The organism is Kangiella sp. HZ709 (assembly GCF_009674675.1).
GTDB lineage: Bacteria > Pseudomonadota > Gammaproteobacteria > Enterobacterales > Kangiellaceae > Kangiella.
Genome location: NZ_WKJC01000001.1, coordinates 1,803,763 through 1,821,143, shown reverse-complemented (window position 1 = coordinate 1,821,143; position 17,381 = coordinate 1,803,763). Strand labels below are relative to the sequence as shown.

Sequence of the window (17,381 nt, the reverse complement as noted above, 5' to 3'; positions counted from 1 at the left end):
TTTATTTTGGAACTTCAACATATCTTCCTCTCATTACCCCTCTTTGAAATAAAATCCAAGAGGCGATTCCGCGAATGATCATAAATCCAAAAAAGGCTATCCAAATACCATGTGCTTCAAAAGATTGAGTTGCATAATACAAGGGTATAAAACCAATAACCAAAGCTAACAACATTGAATTACGCATGGTTTTTATGGCTGATGCGCCAATAAAGACTCCATCCAGCCAAAAACTAGTAATAGCCACAAGCGGTACTAAAATACTATAACCAATAAATGGAGCAAATGATTCTTGGATTATTTTGATATCTGTCACCAGCTCAATGAGCTTCAGTCCAAATAATAAAAATATAGCACTAAAGATTAAACTAATTATCAAAGACCAAAATCCACCCACGACGACCGCACTTCTAAAGTCTTGCCAATGCTTTTTACCAATAGCTTTGCCGACCTGAGCTTCCACCGCATTGGCAACCCCATCTAAACCATTGGAAACAATCAGCAAGAAATTTAGCAGTATCGCATTAACGGCCATAATTTCATCACCTAACTCTGAAGCTCGAGCATGTATCGTAAAAAAAACGACTTCAAGTGCCAAGGTCCTTATTAAGAGATCTTTATTTAGTTCTAGTAATCGCAATATTTTGTGATAAGCCAATTTAAATTTATCCATGATTGGATATTTTCGAAGCATATTGGGTAAACACGCCAGTGCAATCAATAAGCCCAAACTTTCCGCAATAACACTTGCCCAGGCAACCCCATCAACATCCATACCCAGTGCTACTAAATAAATATCTAACAATGCATTAGTGATATTAGTCACTAACAAGATTGCAAAAGGTACTCTTGCATTTTGCATTCCCAAGTACCAACCAATTAAAACTGCATTTAACAAACTAATGGGTAAGCCATAAATTCGAATATTCCAATATTCAAGAATTTTATTTTCAACATCAGAGCTTCCTTCAAGCCACCAAATAATTAGCTCGATTAGCCAAGGGTTTAGTAGCAATACCAAGGTTGCAATGACCAAGCCTAATAATGATGGTAAATAAAGCCACTGCCGGATTAGGTTGGAATCTTGCGCGCCATAGGCCTGCGCAACCAGCCCTGTAGTAATCATCCTGAGAAAGCCCATTGTCCAAATAATGAAAGTGAACAAAGCAGAGCCGAGACCAACTGCGGCAAGATAATAAGGCTCATCTAAATGCCCCATTACTGCCGAATCAACAAGCCCGACCAAAGGAATGGTCATATTAGATAGCACCATTGGCACAGCGATGCGCCAAGTGGCTTGATGAGTTTTTTTGTCTTTAAGATCCGAGCTTATAGAGGATAGCGACCAGATCTTCATACAGAATAGGAATTAATTGAATTTAGTTTGCTTACGAAGGTTTTCGTAATCGCTAATCACGAGTGGAACCAAATCTTTTCCAAGGGCATCCGTTGGATTGATTAAACCAAAGCGGCGACCCAATGGATCAATAATAAACCAACGCGCCGTGTGATCGACCATATAGTTATTTGGATCATTGGAGTGGCCTGGCGTCTTCATAAAGGCAACCCCGAGGTTTTTAGTTAGAACTCGAGTTTGCTGTAAATCCATAGTTAATCCTACAAATTCTGGATTAAACGCCGGCACATATTTTTCCAGTTTCTCTACAGTATCTCGCTCAGGGTCAACACTAATAAAAACAAACTGGGTATCGGTTTGATACTTACCCGACAAACCTTTTTGCACCTGATTCATATCCATCATGGTAGTCGGACAAATATCAGGGCAAGTGGTAAAACCAAAAAAAACAACGCTCCATTGACCAATAAAATCTTTTTCAGTAAAGGTTTCACCAGTATGTTTAGTCGCTTTAAATGGAACTAACGAATTAAGCTTTGGAAAAGTATTAATCAATTGCAGCGGCTTTGGCGCCATAAAGGTTTGATAACCAAAGAAACCTACCCCTAAAGCTAGCAAGGCTACTAAAATAAATACAAAAACATTGCCATTAACTTTATTTCTCATACTCAAAATCCAATGACCGGCTTAAGGTAGTGATCGACCAACAAAACCACAAACAGTAAAGTTAAATAACCAATAGAAACGCCAAAAGTTTTCATAGCAACTCCTTCCGTTTCACGATATTTCAACACCACACAGTAATATAAAAACCACAAACCTAATGCAATAGCGGCGATTAAGTAAATCACACCACTCATGCCTGTTAAGAAAGGCAAAATAGTAGATAAAATCAATAGAACACAATAAAGCAATATTGAAGTTTTGGTAAACTCTTCACCATGGGTGACAGGCAACATTGGGATTTCAGCTTTAGCATAATCTTCAATTCGGTGAATAGATAAAGCCCAAAAATGCGGCGGTGTCCAAGTGAAAATAATTAACACTAATAACCAAGCATTTGGATCGGCAGAAGCGGTGACCGATGTCCACCCCAAAAGCGGAGGTATTGCGCCAGAAAGGCCGCCAATAACAATATTCTGCGGCGTTGCTCGCTTTAAAAACATGGTGTAGATAAAAGCATATCCAACCAAGCCACCTAAGGTTAATACTGCAGTTAATGGATTCACCAGAAACCATAACATTATCATAGCGGCTATTGCCAAGGACGAGGCAAATACCACCGCTTTTTTCGCCTCAACACGCCCCTGTGCTACTGGTCTTTGCATGGTTCTCGCCATGATTGTATCAATCCTGGCATCAACCACATGATTAACCACTGCGGCAGCTCCAGAAGCTAAGCCTATCCCTAAAGTACCCCAGACCAAGGCACTTAATGGTGGAAACCAGCTGACAGTCACATCGTTTGCTAAAAACATACCGACAATCGCGGTAAAAACCAAAAGGTAAACAACTTTTGGCTTGGTCATTTCATAATAATCACGCCAGGTGACTGGGCGATCAATTTTATAATTCTTCTCAACCATTATTGATTGCCTTTTAGTTTGAATTGCCAATTAACCACATAATTGGTTGCAATCACAGTTAACAACAGCAAAGCACCACCACCGTTATGCCCTACAGCCACATAAAGCGGTAAGCTAAAGACGATATTAGAAATACCTAATAACATTTGTAGCAGTAATACACCTAGTAAGACTCGCCCAAATTGACGCAATAACACGCTGTCTTTTTCACGCATCAATAGAATCGCTAACAAGCCAATAACAATAAAAACAATATAGGCTCCAAAACGATGAGTTACGTGAATGGCAACTTTACCAGCTGAAGATAGCACCCCCCCTTCATAATTAATGAAGGCTTTGCCTTGCGCTTTATTCAAATCAGACTGCAACTTTTCTTGTTCATGCACTTTAAACTCGTCAAACTCAAAGCCTTTTTGCCATAAATCAAAGCCTTCTTTAAAGTCGACGTTTTTAGTCCAACCAGAATTACATACTGGTAATTCAGTACAAATGGTTGCCGCATAATTAGAAGCTGTCCAACCACCTAAGGCGATTTGAATCACCACTAGTACCAGTCCCACTGTGGCTAGTTTCTTAAACTTTTTAGCCACCACTTGAGAAACAGAGACAACTTTTGGTCTTAATTGTAAGTAATATAAAAACAACAAAGAAATAGTGGTAAAACCACCCATTAAATGACTCATAACTATGAAAGGATGAACTTTTAAAGTGACAGTCCACATCCCTAGCAAGCCTTGAAATATCACTAAGGGCAATAAAATACAGGGTAAAACTATCGGTAAGCTGGAGTCTTTTTTGCGTCCCATTAAAGTACCAATAAAGATAATCAGAATGACTAGGCCAATCGCTTTAGCGAAATGGCGATGAATCATCTCAGGCCAGGCTTTTTCAACCTCGAACTTTTGGTTGTACTCGATTTCAGCTTTAGCGATATATTCGGCGTCTTGTGGGACAGTGAAGTGACCATAACAACCAGGCCAATCAGGACAACCTAAACCAGCGTCTTCTAAGCGAGTCCAAGCGCCTAACAAGATAACCGTCAAGGTTAAAAATATTGCAAAGGCCACTAAATTCCTTAATGCTTTTCTGCTCATGGAAGCTACCTCTATAAACCCGTATTACGCATTGCGCGAACAATATCATCTCGCAAATCTTTAGCCTTCATGCGCGCCTCTTCTTCAGTTTTTACCGGCTCATACTGCATAAAAATATTGCCATGGACATCCATCGCGTAAATCTTGCCAATTTCTAAATGTACGCCTTCGCCAATATGGGCATTGCCATTACCACGAGCTAACTTTAGTTGCTCAGGCTTTGCTACTCGATCGGTATATAAGATCTGATTCGGGAAAACCGCCAAGCGAGTTAACTTTTCAATACGCTTGCCAAGCCCTAAGTGAGTTCGCGTTAAAAAGTTCATATTTAACTCACACTCTTGATCACACTCATTCGATTTTGGGAAATAGACCCACCACCATTGAGTTTCAAAATCTTTGAAATGCAGCGGTTGTCCTGCCTCATCGAACCAAGAAAAATGCTCAAAACAAGGATATGACTTTTCAGATTCTCCGCCATCCCTAGGGCATTGGTAAGTATTTTCTAACAGCACTCCCTGATTTCTAGTCGGCTGCTCAAACCAGCCCATATAGAAAGCGGTATAAGCTAAAATCACAGGAACCACAAATAACAACACCAAGCCTGAAATAACACGTCGATTTTGGCGTTTGGTTTTCTCATCAAGAGCTTTTGGGTTTTCACTATTACTCATCAATTGTCTCTTCTTTGATCAAGTTAGATTTAAGAATTAATTTGTATCTTTGTGGCGCTTTTTTAAATTCACCACTATAAAAATAATTACCAACGCCAGTGCCATTGCAAACCATTGCAATGCATAGGCTGTGTGCTTTGCGGGCGGACTGGCAATCAGCGGCCAACGGCGCACAAAGGCCGAGTCAGGCTCGGATTTTTGGCGTAGCACAAAAGGCGCGACATCATACCCTAATTCAAGCGATTTTTCCTTAATAGTTTGCATGTCAAACTGACCGATTAAGTAACTATTATCAAACTGCTCCCAGACAGCATTGGAAGCAACCACTTGATTAGCGCCTTTTGAAAAATATAAATTTCCTTTAATTACTGAATCGGAAAATTCAGATATTTCAGGCACCTTCTGATAAAAGTCTTTGCGTGCAAGCCAACCTCGACTTATCAATACCGGCCTTGGGTAGTTTTCAGGTTGATAGAAACCCAAAATTTCATATCCTAGCTGCCGTCCTTGTTTCTGATTATCGATTACCAAGAACTTCTGTGATAAAGCCTTACCGAAAGTGATCACTGAAGTCTGATCCGGGTTATCTGATGCCATCGCTTGTTCCAATGATACTTCTGTTTGCTGTGACTTTTGTAGCAAATTCGCTTGCAGATCTCTTTTTTCCTGAGCTCGATCTAATTGCCAGAAGGCTAAGCTAATCAATATGGGTAACAATAGGAAAAATGCCAAAGTTGGCAACAAACTAGGTGCAAAAAGCTTAGATCCGAACGGAATTTTAACGATCGGTTGGTGAATGATTTGTTGCCAAAGTGACTTTGCCATTAGTAGGCCCCCATATAATCCTGCAAACACAAATCCATCGGAATCACGACCTAATTAGCGTATAATTAACAACACTAGCAAACACTTGGATTTGAGATGGGAATTACTTGGTTAAACATTGTCGTTATTATATTCATGCTTGGAATATTATTCAGCCTTTTTCGTGGGCTTTTCTTTTTAGGCAAAGGTGACCCAGAGTCCAGTAAAAAACTTTTAAAGTCTCTGCAGTGGCGTATTGCACTTAGTAGCTTACTCTTCTTAGGGATTATTGCCTTACATTACTTTGAAGTGATTAACCTTAGAACACAGCTTTTGCCTAACTAATACGTTTCGGTTACTATTAAAAAAAATATATTCTTCAATGACTTATGGGAAAAGCTATACAACCACCAGAACGCTTTACTGCAGATAAATATTGCGGTCAATGTGGTAATAAAAACTTTCGCCCAAATCGAAGCCTAAAAGAGTTGTTTTCAGAGTTTGTCGAAGATTGGCTAGGGTACGACTCTAAAATCTATAAAACCGCCGCTAAGTTAGCCAAACCAGCGGCATTAAGTCTGGATTATTTTTCTAACTCTCACCATAAAAATCACTTTATTACCCCTATTAGGCTTTATTTACTGCTATCTATTATTTTCTTTTTAATGACCAATTTTGGCGGCTTAAGCTTAACTGAGATTGAATTCAATGATGCTCACTCGAGTTCTAGTAACCAAGTCGCAGAGCGCGATGATAAGAATAATGATTTCTCAGATGGTTTTGCAGACGGTTGGAATCACTCCGAAGCAATCAAAGCCGCAAAGCTAGATGGGAAAGAACTATCTAAGCAAACGATAGAAGCTGCCAAACAAGGATCTGAGATGGAGGGTAATGTAAGCATTACCGGCGATGCTCAATTTAATACCAAGAAGGGCTGCCTAAAAAAACCAGAAGATTTCTTTAATGTTTGGCCGAAATGGCTAGATAAAAAATTGGATAACGGCTCCAAAGAGCTCTGTGATTCCTACACGGCTATTTTGAGATTAGATGAGCCTGAGCGCCAACTGGCTAAACGAAACTGGGGTTTATCCCTTGGACAAAGAGCCATTGAGATGATCCCTCAGGTATTTTTCTTATCCTTGCCAATATTGGCGCTAGTGCTTGGTCTGTTTTACTTTTTATCTAAAAGGCTTTACGTAGAACACTTAGTTTTATTAATGCATAGCCATAGTTTTATTTTCGGTGTAGTCCTTTTATATCTTGGCTGGTATCAATTAACAGCACTATGGACTCCCTTAGGTTCAATCTGGATGGAAGAACTGCTATCTATTGGAGTTTTAGTGTATCTATACCTATCTCAGAAATGGTTCTATAAGCGCGGTTGGTGGGCGACGCTTTGGCGCTTTTTGATTTTCGGGTTCTTGTATTTCATATTGATCTCAATAATTACTACCATTGGAATTATGTTTGGCATCGTGCTTGCAGCTAACTAGTCAGCTTTAAGCAGGCTATTTCTTCTGGCAATAAATGCACTTTGTTTATTTAACTTGACGCCGCGCCAACCATTGGAAATTCCTAAATATGCAAAACTTTCTCGATAATCAGGGAACTGCTTACTATCAATAATTTTTTTGTACTCACTACTAAACACTTCAGTTTTAGATAGCTCATCGAGCTTACTGATGACACTGCCCAGTGAGGTAACTCTATGGTTAGGTAAACAACAGTCTCGATATAATCTCAACACTGAATCTAAACTTTGCTGATTATTGGATAATTTTCTTAAATTAATATCTACATTCAAAAAGTATGCCGCTCCAGACCAATAGATACGCATGGTATTGCCTCGCTTTTTGCTGGCTAACGATAACTGAACTGGTTTATTGCGAGCATTTTTCTCACCTCGCCTGAACCCATGAAAGAGCTTTTGAAAGGCTTCCTGCTCAGTTAATAAACCCGACTTTGCTCGTGCAATATTCTGATAATAACTCGCGAGACCTTCAGAAAACCAACTATCACTATCGCCAACGTAAGGAAGTAATAAATGACTCAGCTCGTGCACTGCCGTCCAATCAGATCGGATCTGCTCATAGGAAAAGCTAGGGTTAACATGCAAAACCACTCTACTTGAGCGCCAGCGCTGTATTTCTCCCCATGGCACCGGCTCAAACCAAGAGTAGCTTCTAACTAATTTCACTCGAGCTCTTTTTAAAGGAAACTCCCCATAGATACTCGTTACTGATTGAGCCATTTCAACAACCCAACCTTTTAACATTTGCTTTTGAGACTCTGAGAAGTATCCTTGAAACTCTAATTGAATATTAGTGCTAGGCAAATTAATAGAATGGTAGTTTTCACTAGCTGCCGCTCTAACCGAAGAAAGCTGAACCGCAAAGAGCATAGCAAGAATAAAAAATGGTTTTTTCATCATTGCAGGATAGAGGATTTGATATAAGATTTCCGTCAATAAAGCTTTGACTGTGTTTCAAAATATAACTCAGTCAATTTTAGTGGCATATCCTTGTAAAAAGAAAGCCCAGTCTTTTTCTTGCCAATAAAACTTCTCCGCCTTTTCTTGAGCCTTTAGCTTCTCCTTCCTTAATGATCGTAGCAAACGCTCCACATTCGATTGAAGTTTCTTGTCGTAGGGTTTTAAAAATCGACATTTATCAAAATCGATTAGCCAAAAATTCGATTTATGATTGATCATGAGGTTATGAATATTTAAATCAGAATGGTATAAACCCACAGCATGAAAACGTTTAACTAACAAACCTATAGCGATCCATTGTTGCTCGGATAGCGACTGTTTCTTTAGATGGAAAAAGAGATCCTCTGCATTTTTAATAAGTCGAGTGATGATTTTTGCTTGATAGTAATAGCCTTCAACTTTTATCAATGCCGCTACAGGTTTGGGTACTGGTAGCTTTAGCTTTCTTAATTGCTTAAGAACCACTAACTCTTGATATGCTCTAGTTGATTCAATATTCTTAAAGAAATATTTTTTTTCAACCAGCTTACCCACTAAACCACCTCGACGATACTCACGAAGCACGTAACGCTTTTCTTGATGATTAAAGAAATAGGTAGTGGCACGCCCAATAGATTCGCCATCTATCGCATTATTTGCTTGCCAGTGATTACTATCAAACCATTCCTTGGAGACTACTTTTTTGTATTTTTTGTGAGCAACCAACCACTGAGTATTATCGATTTTGATAAGCTTCATCTAAAACAAATGATTTGGATTTGGTTTATTCAGCACTATACCTTAAACTTCAAACATTACAAAAACCTACTAATGACTAATAAATAACAATGAACCTTATCGATCTGAATGCTAACCCATCAATTTGCATCTTACGCTTATCTGCAATTGGTGACGTTTGTCATGCAGTTTCAACAGTTCAAGCTATTCAGCGTCATTATCCAAAGGCATCCATCACTTGGATTATCGGAAAAATTGAGTATCAGCTTTTACAAAATTTACCAGGCATAAACTTTATTATTTTTGATAAAGCAAAAGGTCGAAGAGCTTATTCCGAACTTAAGCATAACCTTGCACAAACGAAATTCGATATTCTTTTACAAATGCAGTTAGCTTTTAGAGCAAACCTAGCAGCCTTTTTTATTCCTGCCAAAATAAAGTTAGGTTTTAGCAAGCAACGCTCAAAAGAGCTCCACTCGCTATTTGTTAATCGCCATATTGAGCAAGAAAAAGGCTTTCATGTATTGGATGGTTTTCGTGATTTTGCTCGAGTGATAGGAGTGCCCGATAGTGAGCCCAGCTGGGATATTCCTTTTGGGCATAGTCTCATGGACTGGGCAGACAAAGAGCTTCCAACATCACCTTATATAGTCATTTCCCCTGCAGCCAGTAAAGCAGAACGAGATTGGTTGGTGGAGCGCTATGCGGCTATAGCAGACTACTGCCATGAAAAAAATCTAAAAGTTATCATTACTGGTAGTCCAAGTCATCGTGAGCAAACATTGGCTCATAAGATAGTTGAGGCAACACAAACCAAAGTGATTAACCTTGTCGGGAAAACGAATTTACAGCAGTTATTAATCACTCTAAAACAAGCGCAGCTAGTTATTGCTCCTGATTCAGGTCCAGCTCATATGGCTGTAACCCAAGGAACAAAAGTTATTGGCCTTTATGCCCATAGTAACCCTAAAAGGACAGGCCCCTACCTTTATCAAAACCTTGTTGCCGACGCCTATACTACCCAAGCTAGCAAACAGTTAAATCTTACCGCTGATAGCCTTGATTGGGGACTCAGATTAAAAGGGAATACACTAATGCATGCAATTTCAGTAGAGCAAGTCAAAGCGTTAATTGATAGTGCTTTAGCTAGCTAAAGCCTAACGCATACACTATTGCAAAAACTGCCAGCATTAAAATCAATACCCTGCATAAATCTAAAAATAGATCTTCGCTATCAAATTCATCTTTGTCTTGATGATCGATAAACTTCTCTAAACGCGCTTTTGAATCTTTTCCAATAACCGCCATCTTTAGCTCCTTATCTCCTTGAACACACCAAATTACAATGACTTATTTCTATGCTAATGAGTCATCACCTTTTGCTTATAGTATTAGAAAATGTTTTTTAGAAAGTTTGGGTCAGTAGATGTAAGTAACTATGACAGTCTTACCAATTATTGATAATTCAGCCTTAAATCAAGGAAATTGTGTCGCTTTGTAAATGCCATTCATATTTTGAGCAAAAAAATTATAAGCTGGTTCTTACTAAAACACTGATATCGAGATTATCTACAAAATCTGAGTTGATCGGTTTAGAAAAATTAACACTGATAACATTTCTGCCGCTTGAACGGGTTAGGAAAAATCTTAAGCCTAAACCGACACTCGCTAATGCCTTTGTTTCCTGATTGATATATATGGTTTCGCCAAAGGTGCGACCAAAATCTATAAAACCAACAAAGGCGACATCAAGCAACTGTGCAAAATTAATATTTGGATACAACCGCTTCTCAAAATTTACCAACCATTGTTTATTACCATGTTGATATTCAATCGGATAACCTCGTAAACCAGTTTCTCCTCCCAACGAAATAGGTCTATCAATGTAAGGGTTTTCACTAATACGGTAACTGCCTTTCAAATACCAGGTTCTAAAGTCATTGACCCGATAAAAATGCTCATAACTCAAACCATAGTAAGCATTATCAATTTCTTTAGTAGAAAAAACGCCATCGCCATTTAACTCATATCGGAACCAATTTTGATTATTCCATTGACCAAAATATGAAGAATTAAAATCCCAAATGATTCCATTCTCACGATAGCTGGACTCTAAGTTATATCCAAATCGGATAAAATGATACCAACCTAATTGTACATCTTCAGTTCTTTCTAAAAGATACAAGTTTTTCGTGGTTTTAAAGCGATCTTGTTGATATTCAAAAGCCAGCCAAGGATAAGTTAACTTTCTACTTTCTGGTAAAGCTACAGTTAAAGGCCGGGTTGAGAAAGTATTTTCTATGTGCCGAATACCTCCTATCCATCTGAAAATACCTTCATCTGTTTTACCTGTCGAGTAACCAAAGAATAGATTGGCGAAACGACTATCGCTTTCAAACCGATTGACTAGAGTCTCGTTTGCATCAATGGATATTTCTTTGCGACTATTATTAACACTGGCGCCAACACTATGCCTGTCAGCTAGCTTATAGAATGGTCTATCCAGAGAGACTCCAAACTCTCTACCATCAGAGTTGTTGGCAAAGCTTACAGAAGCTCTTAAGTGGCGATCACTAATAGCATCAGAACTTAACTTTATAATGTGTCCCGAACGCTCTTCCTCAGAAAAATACGCAATATTTGCTGCCAACCCTAAACCCAACAAGTTGTCATCTTTAACACCATAGCCGTACTCATTCTCTCCTCCTTGTCGTTTCAAATCTACTGTCGGAAACAAAGTCCAACTTTCCCAAGTTTTTACCTTTAGGATTGTTTTTTTGTCATCTAGTGTCAGCATAATTATTTTTGCTTCTCGCAAATAACGATGGCTGCGTAAAACACGCTCCGCTTCTGCCAGATCGTTTTTATTGATTAGATCGCCAATTTTAATCGGCAAAATCCGCTCAATAACATAGGGTTTGGTATCAATATGCAAGCTGTTAGCGGTGGAATAAAACCAACTATCACTTTCTTCTAGGTCAAAAATCGGATTCACTTGTATATCGATACGCGTGACTTGGTATTTGTGATTATCGTTTTCGGATAGTTTTTCTTTAGATAATAGGCTATTGCTGTGGCTTACTGCCAACCAAAAAAGTAGTAAAGAGACTAATGGTGTTCCTTTAAATATGTTCTGCATTAGATCCATGATTTGCCATTAACAGCTTTACTATACCCTTTCTAAGAGTCAAAAAAAAACCGCCAAAAGGCGGTTTTTCTATTCTGTGATTTGAGTCAGTTATTTAATTTTGAATTACATCATGTAAACAAAGATAAATAAGAATACCCAAACAACATCAACAAAGTGCCAGTACCAAGCACCAGCTTCATACGCAAAGTGATCTTGTGGTGTGAAGTGGCCTTTAGCAGTACGTAGCGATAATACAATCAAGAAGATAGTACCAATTAATACGTGCATACCGTGGAACCCGGTCAACAGGAAGAAAGTTGAACCGTAAACACCACTTTGCAGAGTTAGGCCGTAATGAGTGTATGCTTCATAGTACTCAACTGCTTGCAATCCTAAGAAAATAATACCTAAAAACGCTGTGATAGAAGTAAATAAAATCAACGTCGAACGGTTTTTCTCAAGCAATGCATGGTGAGCAATCGTAAGAGTCCACGAAGAAGTCAAAAGGATTGCCGTATTTATCGCCGGCAAGCCCCAAGCACCGATAATATTCCAAGAACCTGGGTTAGCTGCTTTTTCACCAATACCCACGTTAGGAGCGAAGTCTGGACTCGGCGTTTCTGTCATTGGCCAGGTAGGCGTATAATCAGGGAATAACTGATCATGGGTAGAACCGCCATTAAAATCACCGCCCAATAAAGGCAATACGAAAGCACGAATATAGAATAAGGCACCAAAGAAAGCGAAGAAGAACATCACTTCTGAGGTAATGAACCACATCATTCCTTGTCGGAAGGAACGACTCATTTGAGCACTGTATAAACCGCTCATTGATTCTTTAATGGTATATTTCCACCAAGTTGAAAGCATACCCACTAGAATCGCGATACCCGCAATTAACCAAATATATCCAGGCAACCCCCAAAAAGCTGCGCCATTGATACTGCTACCAGCACCAACTGCCGTAAAGAATAAGCCAATAGAACCTATAAAAGGCAACTTACTCTTTTCAGGAACATAATAGTTTTCATATTCACTATTGTTTGTTTGTTCACTCATTATTTTTTCTCCATTCACAGCGATTAATTCGCCGCAACTGTGTTATCAATATTTAGGCTAGCAGTTTCTTCGGTGACATTATGCAAAGTATATACCAAAGTTATCGATTTATATTCTTTCGGTAAATCTTTATCAATAAAGAAACGCATTGGCATATCTTCAGTTTCACCGGCCAATAAAGTCTGCTGATTAAAACAAAAACACTCTGTTTTATTCACATACTGACTAGCCAAAGTTGGTGAAAAACTGGGAATCGCACGCCCAACAATATTATTTTTAGCTCGATTTTTTACTCGGAAAGCCACTTCGTATTCTTTACCAGGATGTACTGTAATCGTAGATTGCAATGCTCTGAAATCCCAAGGCATGTCGTTCTTGGTGATTGTCACAAAGCGCAATTTTACTTCACGGCTGGTATCGGCTTCTTGCTCTTCATATACCGCTAATCCTTGATTTAAAGAATTATTCCAACCTGTGATTTCACAAAACACATCGTATAAAGGTACTAAAGCGAAACCAAAAGCCAACATGATAAACGCCACCAAAACTAATTTCTTAGTCATGATTTTATTTTCATGTTTCGTTTCTGATGAGAGTGTCTCTTCTGAAACTGTCTCTGTTGAAACTGGCTCTTGGCTCATAATTACCTACTTTCCTAATTAGCTCGTCTTAATCTACTTTTGGTGGAGTAGAGAAAGAGTGGTAAGGAGCCGGCGATGGCATATGAGTAAACTCAAGGCCCTCAGCACCTTCCCAAACTTGATCAGTCGCTTTCTCACCTTTCTTCAAGATACAAACTTTGATTAAGATCCAAGCGAACAACAATTGCATCAAGCCTAATCCAAAGGCACCAATACTTGACCACATATTGAAGTCAGAGTACATAATCGCATAGTCCGGAACACGACGTTGCATGCCCGCTAGACCTGAGAAGTGCATTGGGAAGAAGGTTAAGTTTACAAATACAATTGATAACCAGAAGTGAATTTTCGCTAACTTCTCGTCATACATACGACCAGTCCATTTTGGTAACCAATAATAAACCGCTGCCATAGTACCGAAAATCGCACCTGGGAATAATACATAGTGGAAGTGAGCCACCACGAAATAAGTATCATGATACTGCCAGTCCACTGGTGTAATCGCTAGCATTACGCCCGAGAAACCACCAATCGTGAATAAGATTACGAATGCCAAGGCATAAAGCATTGGAGTTTCATAAGTAATCGAACCTTTCCACATTGTTGCGATCCAGTTAAAGACTTTAACACCCGTAGGTACCGCAATTAACATGGTTGCAAACATGAAGAATAGTTCTGCTTTGATTGGCATACCCACGGTAAACATGTGGTGAGCCCATACGATAAACGACAAGAACGCAATCGAGCCAGTAGCGTAAACCATCGATGCATAACCGAATAACTTCTTTCTAGAGAAAGTCGGGATAATCGCAGAAGCGATACCAAACGCCGGTAAGATCATGATGTAAACTTCAGGGTGACCGAAGAACCAGAAAACGTGCTGGAACAATACTGGGTCACCACCACCTTTAGCATCAAAGAATGAAGTACCGAAGTGGATATCCGTTAACATCATAGTTACAGCGCCCGCTAATACCGGCATAACCATAACTAATAAGAATGCTGTGATTAACCAAGTCCAAACAAACAATGGCATTTTCATCAATGTCATGCCAGGAGCACGCATGTTGAACACTGTGACAATAACGTTAATCGCACCCATGATGGATGAGATACCCATCATATGCACACCAAAGATAAAGAAGGTTGTGCTAGGCGGTGCATAAGTTGTCGATAATGGAGCGTAGAATGTCCAACCGAAGTTAGGTGCGCCACCTTCCATAAATAATGATGATAACAACAAGAAGAAAGCGAATGGTAAAATCCAGAAGCTCCAGTTGTTCATTCTTGGCAATGCCATATCAGGCGCACCAATCATCATTGGTATCAACCAGTTAGCAAGACCTACCGTTGCAGGCATCACGGCACCAAATACCATGATTAGACCATGCAGAGTAGTCATTTGGTTGAAGAAATTAGGGTCTACGAATTGCAAACCTGGTTGGAATAGCTCGGCACGAATTACCATCGCCATGCCACCACCAATTAAGAACATGATGAACGAGAAAACAAGGTACATAGTACCGATGTCTTTATGGTTCGTCGTAAATAGCCAGCGATTAATGCCGGTTGGCTTATGGTCACCCATGATTATTCTCCCCCGCCATTTTTCTGATCTTCAACTTCTTGTGGCTGGACTTTATCTTTCATGTCATTACCCCAAGCGTTTCTTTCGTAGGTCACGATAGCAGCGATTTCTGCAGGCGTTAATTGCGCCGCGAATGCTTGCATTGCTGTACCTGGAACACCGTTTAATACGATATCTACGTGCGTTTTAATGTCGCCTTGAATTGATTCAGCCCCAACCAAAGTTGGGAATGGACCTGTTCCCTCACCATTTGGCATATGACATGCAGAACAATATTTCAAGTAAGCAGTCTCACCTTCAGACATCAACTGCGCCATAGTACGGTCATTCAAGTCTGGACCAGCTTCAGCAGCAGCTACTTTTTCAGCATACCAAGCATCATATTCAGCTTGCTCAACTACTTTTACAACGATTGGCATAAAGCCGTGATCTTTACCACAAAGCTCTGCACAAACACCGCGATAAATGCCAGTCTCAGGCACAATTGCCCAAACGTCATTAATTAAACCTGGAACCGCATCTTTTTTTACTGAGAAATCAGGAACCCAGAAAGAGTGGATCACATCTTCAGCAGTCACTAAGAACTTAACTTTTTTGTTTACTGGAATAACTAGCGGGTTATCCACTTCTAATAAGAACTTCTCATCCGTGATTTTTTCTGCACTGAAAGTCATTTTTTCAGAATTAACACTTAAGTCACGAGAGTTTTGCTCAAGGTTAGAAAAGAAACTAACGTCGTTACGTAAGTTGTCGTCGTTATCTAAATACTTATATTCCCATTTCCACTGCCAGCCTTTCACGATAATTTCCAAATCGAAATCGTCGCCTTCAGCCACTTCCATTTTGTTCAATAAACTTGCCGCAGGCCATGCTAAGGCAATCAAAATGATGAAAGGAATGATAGTCCAGATTAACTCAACAGTTGTACTGTGAGAAAACTTAGCTGGAACAGGATTTTTACTCTTGCGGTGCGCCCACATTGAGTAGAACATAGCGCCGAACGTGACAATACCGATAGCAACACAGACCCAAAAGGCAATCATGTGTAATTCGTAAACTTCTTTACTGATCTCGGTCACACCTTCGCGCATATTTAGCGGTTGCTCAGAACAACCCATCAGCACTAAAACTGATAAAGTCGCTAAAGCCACAGCGATTTTGCGGAACAATGACATGCTTCTCTCCACTAGTTTAAAAAGACCCCAAAAAGGGAAAACATATAATAATCAATGACTTAAATTGAAAAAGCAATTCTTTTCCAGCCTCTTAGGACCATACCCCAAGATTTGCTTTACAAACAATAATGGTCATTTTTCGGGGCGATATTCTACTTTAGATGCTGGTGATAAGCTAGATCCAATTGATTAAATAAACTAAGAAAAAATAAAGGTTTTTTAAGGGTTTGAAGCCAATTGATCGTGCAAAAATCAGTCAATCAATCCGGCTTTTTTCAACTTTAAAGTGAGCGCTTCATCGAATTCATACAGCGGATAGGTATTTTTAAATTGTGACCATTCCTCTTGAGCTTGCGCTTTATTACCATCTTGCAGCAACTCCATAATTTCTTGTAACCAAGCCTCAGGCTTAGGCGCATCATCAATAGCTTCATCTAAAACACCACCATGGCGCGACAATTCTTTTTCAGCCCGCTCATCTTTGGCATCTTCAAGATCTACGGCACGGATCCGACTGCCTGTAACCACAACCACATTATCCTCAGCTAGCGCTTTCTCACTAGCTGCCAAACGTGCTTTTTGCTCCTGCTCATTTTTTGCCAATAACTCACTTTCCTTAAGAATTTGCCGCATCTCTTGATTGGTAATTAATTCAGGGACTTCTGCTTTTTGTTTCTTAGCCCCATAAGATTCTCTAGCGGCCGGCGCTGCTGCAACTTCATCCGCCATTTCAAAAGAAAATTCATCTACGGATCGAGTGGCAGCTGCCAGATCAGTATTTTGAGCCGAGCTTTGATCGGTTTTACCTAAATAAACCATAAAACGTGCAATCCCTACAGTCATCACTAAGGCAGCCGACATTGAGGCTAAATACTTTAGTTGTTTCGATCGAAAAAAGCGGTTCCAAAAACCTAGCTTTGCTACTTGGTGATGCTTTTCCGCCATGGCCAAAATTGATTTATCCAAGCCGCTCGAAGTGGTTTCTGAAGAAATTTCTTCAAATACATCTTGAATATTTTTTTCAAAATCTTGATTTTGTTTGTGATCTTGGTGACTCATACTCTA

General features: G+C 39.5%; 18 protein-coding genes. 3 read left to right on the top strand and 15 right to left on the bottom strand.

Annotated features, from left to right (window positions below):
- Position 1: 1 nt before the first annotated feature.
- From GJS41_RS08580 to GJS41_RS08555, 6 genes are read right to left on the bottom strand one after another with little or no spacing between them, the layout of a single operon-like run.
- Positions 2-1,357 (bottom strand): MATE family efflux transporter, encoded by a 1,356-nt coding sequence (locus tag GJS41_RS08580; RefSeq protein WP_154246860.1) that lies wholly within the window; start codon positions 1,355-1,357, stop codon positions 2-4.
- Between the two features lie 12 nt (positions 1,358-1,369).
- The gene (locus tag GJS41_RS08575) at positions 1,370-2,023 is read right to left on the bottom strand and encodes an SCO family protein (RefSeq protein ID WP_154246859.1); all 654 of its coding nucleotides are present in this window, start codon (positions 2,021-2,023) and stop codon (positions 1,370-1,372) included.
- Positions 2,024-2,025: 2 nt separating this feature from the next.
- Positions 2,026-2,943 (bottom strand): heme o synthase, encoded by a 918-nt coding sequence (gene cyoE / locus GJS41_RS08570; RefSeq protein WP_154246858.1) that lies wholly within the window; start codon positions 2,941-2,943, stop codon positions 2,026-2,028.
- Complete coding sequence (locus tag GJS41_RS08565; protein WP_154246857.1) at positions 2,943-4,037, bottom strand: heme A synthase; 1,095 nt, start codon at positions 4,035-4,037, stop codon at positions 2,943-2,945. The genes cyoE and GJS41_RS08565 overlap by 1 nt, the downstream gene beginning before the upstream one ends.
- Positions 4,038-4,048: 11 nt before the next feature.
- Complete coding sequence (locus GJS41_RS08560) at positions 4,049-4,711, bottom strand: hypothetical protein (RefSeq protein WP_154246856.1); 663 nt, start codon at positions 4,709-4,711, stop codon at positions 4,049-4,051.
- Between the two features lie 36 nt (positions 4,712-4,747).
- Entirely contained in the window at positions 4,748-5,536 is a 789-nt protein-coding gene (locus GJS41_RS08555; protein ID WP_154246855.1) for an SURF1 family protein, read from the bottom strand.
- Positions 5,537-5,632: 96 nt separating this feature from the next.
- Here GJS41_RS08555 and GJS41_RS08550 point away from each other — a divergent pair, with 96 nt between their 5' ends.
- Positions 5,633-5,860, top strand: coding sequence for a twin transmembrane helix small protein (locus GJS41_RS08550; protein WP_154246854.1), 228 nt, complete (start codon positions 5,633-5,635; stop codon positions 5,858-5,860).
- Positions 5,861-5,904: 44 nt separating this feature from the next.
- Positions 5,905-7,008, top strand: a complete 1,104-nt coding sequence (locus tag GJS41_RS08545; protein WP_154246853.1) for a DUF3667 domain-containing protein — start codon at positions 5,905-5,907, stop codon at positions 7,006-7,008.
- Here the strand turns inward: GJS41_RS08545 and GJS41_RS08540 are convergent.
- Positions 7,005-7,982 carry a hypothetical protein gene (locus GJS41_RS08540; protein WP_154246852.1) on the bottom strand — a complete coding sequence of 326 codons (978 nt, stop codon included), beginning with the start codon at positions 7,980-7,982 and terminating at the stop codon, positions 7,005-7,007. The genes GJS41_RS08545 and GJS41_RS08540 overlap by 4 nt on opposite strands.
- A gap of 30 nt (positions 7,983-8,012) precedes the next feature.
- Positions 8,013-8,744, bottom strand: coding sequence for a 3-deoxy-D-manno-octulosonic acid kinase (locus GJS41_RS08535; protein WP_154246851.1), 732 nt, complete (start codon positions 8,742-8,744; stop codon positions 8,013-8,015).
- A gap of 89 nt (positions 8,745-8,833) precedes the next feature.
- On the opposite strand from GJS41_RS08535, the gene GJS41_RS08530 reads away from it, so the two are divergent.
- Positions 8,834-9,877, top strand: coding sequence for a glycosyltransferase family 9 protein (locus GJS41_RS08530; protein WP_154246850.1), 1,044 nt, complete (start codon positions 8,834-8,836; stop codon positions 9,875-9,877).
- On the opposite strand, the gene GJS41_RS08525 is transcribed toward GJS41_RS08530, so the two are convergent.
- From GJS41_RS08525 to GJS41_RS08495, 7 genes are all read right to left on the bottom strand, one after another.
- The gene (locus GJS41_RS08525; RefSeq protein ID WP_154246849.1) at positions 9,870-10,031 is read right to left on the bottom strand and encodes a hypothetical protein; all 162 of its coding nucleotides are present in this window, start codon (positions 10,029-10,031) and stop codon (positions 9,870-9,872) included. The genes GJS41_RS08530 and GJS41_RS08525 overlap by 8 nt on opposite strands.
- A 220-nt stretch (positions 10,032-10,251) precedes the next feature.
- A complete protein-coding gene (locus tag GJS41_RS08520; protein ID WP_154246848.1) occupies positions 10,252-11,862 on the bottom strand; it encodes a hypothetical protein in 1,611 nt (536 codons plus the stop codon).
- Between the two features lie 114 nt (positions 11,863-11,976).
- Positions 11,977-12,912, bottom strand: coding sequence for a cytochrome c oxidase subunit 3 (locus tag GJS41_RS08515; protein ID WP_154246847.1), 936 nt, complete (start codon positions 12,910-12,912; stop codon positions 11,977-11,979).
- Positions 12,913-12,935: 23 nt separating this feature from the next.
- A complete protein-coding gene (locus GJS41_RS08510; protein WP_154246846.1) occupies positions 12,936-13,553 on the bottom strand; it encodes a cytochrome c oxidase assembly protein in 618 nt (205 codons plus the stop codon).
- A gap of 28 nt (positions 13,554-13,581) precedes the next feature.
- Positions 13,582-15,141, bottom strand: a complete 1,560-nt coding sequence (gene ctaD / locus GJS41_RS08505) for a cytochrome c oxidase subunit I (protein WP_154246845.1) — start codon at positions 15,139-15,141, stop codon at positions 13,582-13,584.
- Positions 15,142-15,143: 2 nt separating this feature from the next.
- Entirely contained in the window at positions 15,144-16,316 is a 1,173-nt protein-coding gene (gene coxB / locus GJS41_RS08500) for a cytochrome c oxidase subunit II (RefSeq protein WP_154246844.1), read from the bottom strand.
- Between the two features lie 252 nt (positions 16,317-16,568).
- Positions 16,569-17,375, bottom strand: a complete 807-nt coding sequence (locus GJS41_RS08495) for a hypothetical protein (RefSeq protein ID WP_154246843.1) — start codon at positions 17,373-17,375, stop codon at positions 16,569-16,571.
- Positions 17,376-17,381: the final 6 nt, after the last annotated feature.

Bases quoted from the DNA above. Each gene is read 5' to 3' on its own strand.
- GJS41_RS08535 (WP_154246851.1), bottom strand. From the start codon at position 8,744: ATGAAGCTTATCAAAATCGATAATACTCAGTGGTTGGTTGCTCACAAA.
- GJS41_RS08510 (WP_154246846.1), bottom strand. From the start codon at position 13,553: ATGAGCCAAGAGCCAGTTTCAACAGAGACAGTTTCAGAAGAGACACTC.
- coxB (WP_154246844.1), bottom strand. From the start codon at position 16,316: ATGTCATTGTTCCGCAAAATCGCTGTGGCTTTAGCGACTTTATCAGTT.
- GJS41_RS08560 (WP_154246856.1), bottom strand. From the start codon at position 4,711: ATGAGTAATAGTGAAAACCCAAAAGCTCTTGATGAGAAAACCAAACGC.
- GJS41_RS08520 (WP_154246848.1), bottom strand. From the start codon at position 11,862: ATGCAGAACATATTTAAAGGAACACCATTAGTCTCTTTACTACTTTTT.
- GJS41_RS08530 (WP_154246850.1), top strand. From the start codon at position 8,834: ATGAACCTTATCGATCTGAATGCTAACCCATCAATTTGCATCTTACGC.
- GJS41_RS08575 (WP_154246859.1), bottom strand. From the start codon at position 2,023: ATGAGAAATAAAGTTAATGGCAATGTTTTTGTATTTATTTTAGTAGCC.
- GJS41_RS08580 (WP_154246860.1), bottom strand. From the start codon at position 1,357: ATGAAGATCTGGTCGCTATCCTCTATAAGCTCGGATCTTAAAGACAAA.
- GJS41_RS08545 (WP_154246853.1), top strand. From the start codon at position 5,905: ATGGGAAAAGCTATACAACCACCAGAACGCTTTACTGCAGATAAATAT.
- GJS41_RS08495 (WP_154246843.1), bottom strand. From the start codon at position 17,375: ATGAGTCACCAAGATCACAAACAAAATCAAGATTTTGAAAAAAATATT.
- ctaD (WP_154246845.1), bottom strand. From the start codon at position 15,141: ATGGGTGACCATAAGCCAACCGGCATTAATCGCTGGCTATTTACGACG.
- GJS41_RS08565 (WP_154246857.1), bottom strand. From the start codon at position 4,037: ATGAGCAGAAAAGCATTAAGGAATTTAGTGGCCTTTGCAATATTTTTA.
- GJS41_RS08550 (WP_154246854.1), top strand. From the start codon at position 5,633: ATGGGAATTACTTGGTTAAACATTGTCGTTATTATATTCATGCTTGGA.
- GJS41_RS08555 (WP_154246855.1), bottom strand. From the start codon at position 5,536: ATGGCAAAGTCACTTTGGCAACAAATCATTCACCAACCGATCGTTAAA.
- GJS41_RS08525 (WP_154246849.1), bottom strand. From the start codon at position 10,031: ATGGCGGTTATTGGAAAAGATTCAAAAGCGCGTTTAGAGAAGTTTATC.
- cyoE (WP_154246858.1), bottom strand. From the start codon at position 2,943: ATGGTTGAGAAGAATTATAAAATTGATCGCCCAGTCACCTGGCGTGAT.
- GJS41_RS08515 (WP_154246847.1), bottom strand. From the start codon at position 12,912: ATGAGTGAACAAACAAACAATAGTGAATATGAAAACTATTATGTTCCT.